The following is a 1773-nucleotide window of genomic DNA, read 5'->3' as shown; positions in this document are numbered from 1 at the left end:
ACGAGCTGCTGGCCCGCACCCACGGCGAGCGGCCGCCGTCGGCACCGGCGGAGACCGTGCCGTCCGCGCCGGAGCTGCTGGACGGCTACGTCCCACCCCGCTACGACGAGGCCGTCGACGCGACCGGCGCCGTCCGGCCCGGCTACGGCTGGCTGTTCCGCTCGCTGGAGCGGCTCGGCCCGCGCGGGCTGGCCGCGGCGGAGAACGCGCTGCGCACCGAGCAGCGCGCCCGCGGGGTGACCTTCCCGGTCCCCGGCGTCGAGCCCGGCGACGACGGCGAGCGGCTGTTCCCGCTGGACCTGGTGCCGCGGATCATCGAGCGCCACGACTGGGCGCACCTCGCGTCCGGGCTGGAGCAGCGGATCCGGGCGCTGGAGTGCTTCGTGCGCGACGTCTACGGCCGGCGCGAGATCGTGTGCGACCGGGTCGTCCCGGCCTCGGTGGTCGAGCAGGCCCCCGGCCGCACCCGCTCGGGCGCGCTGGTGCCGCCGGACGCGGTGCGGATCGCCGTCGGCGGCATCGACCTGGTCCGCGACGACGCCGACGGCTGGGTCGTGCTGGAGGACAACCTGCGCGTCCCGTCGGGCATCGGGTTCTCGATGATGAGCCGGCGCCTGATCCGCAGCGTGCTGCCCGACCTGGAGTCGCCCTCGGAGGTGCGCCACCTCGACGACGTGCCGGACCGGCTGCGGGCGGCGCTCGCTGCCGGCGACCCCGACGGACCCGACGGGGAGGCCGCGCTGCTGACCGCGGGCGAGGTGGACCCGGCGTTCTTCGAGCACCGGCTGCTCGCCGAGGCGATGGACGTCCCGCTGGTGACCCCGGCCCGGCTGCAGGTCACCGACGGCGCGCTGTTCCTCGTCGGCGGTGGGCGGCGGCGCCGGATCACCACCCTCTACCGTCGGATGGACGAGAACGAGCTCGCGATCGCCCGCGGCGCCGACCACCGCCCGCTCGGCCGCGCGCTGTGGGCGGCGATGGCCCGCGGGCGGGTGGCGCTGCGCAACGCGCCCGGCAACGGCGTCGCCGACGACAAGCTCGTCTACGCCTACGTGCCGGAGATGATCCGCTACTACCTCGGCGAGAAGCCGGTGCTGGCCTCGGTGCCGACGCTGCCCTGCGTCGACCCGCTCGCCCGTGAGCAGGTCCTGGACCGGCTCGACCGGCTGGTGCTCAAGCCTGTCGACGGCTACGGCGGCGCCGGGATCGTGATCGGCCCGCACGCCGGGCGCGCCGAGCTGGACCGGGTGGCCGCGGCGATCCGGGACTCCCCGGCCGGCTGGGTCGCCCAGGACCTCGTCGGGATCTCCACCCATCCCACCTTCACCGACGGCGCCCTCCGGCCCCAGGCCGTCGACCTGCGCGTCTTCGCGGTGCAGTCCCCCGGCGCCGGCGGGGTGCCCGAGGTCGACGTGCTGCCCGCGGCGCTGTCGCGGGTCGCCCCGCCCGGCGGGGTGATCGTGAACTCCTCGCGCGGCGGCGGGGCGAAGGACACCTGGGTGCTGGCCTGAGCCGGGCTCAGCCGGCGAGGAGCAGGTCCGGCTCGCCCAGCACCCGGTCGGCCACGGCGCGGGCGGTCCCGGTGACGGTGGCCGCCCGGCCGTGCGGGGACACGAGCACGGCGACGTCCGGCCCGGTCGCGACCCCGCGGCGCACCAGCTCCGCGTGCACCGCGGGGACCAGCCAGGTGCCCAGCTCGGCGTAGCTGCCACCGAGGACGACGGTGCCGACGTCGACGACGTGGAGTACCGACGTCAGCGCCGTACCCAGCGC

1 protein-coding gene and 1 pseudogene are annotated in these 1773 nt (G+C 76.9%); one reads left to right on the top strand and one right to left on the bottom strand.

Annotated features, from left to right (window positions below; genetic code table 11):
- Nucleotides 1-1511 (top strand): circularly permuted type 2 ATP-grasp protein (locus tag GTW08_RS14770; RefSeq protein ID WP_161152076.1); only part of this gene is annotated, 1511 nt, incomplete at its 5' end.
- A gap of 7 nt (nucleotides 1512-1518) precedes the next feature.
- Here the strand turns inward: GTW08_RS14770 and GTW08_RS14765 are convergent.
- Nucleotides 1519-1773 (bottom strand): annotated as a pseudogene (locus tag GTW08_RS14765) (ROK family transcriptional regulator); the annotation flags it as partial.

The sequence above is a fragment of the Pseudonocardia sp. SID8383 genome (genome assembly GCF_009864975.1).
Taxonomy (GTDB): Bacteria; Actinomycetota; Actinomycetes; order Mycobacteriales; family Pseudonocardiaceae; genus Pseudonocardia; species Pseudonocardia alni.
Note: the sequence above shows the minus strand (reverse complement) of the source record. Positions and strands in the feature narration are given on the sequence as shown.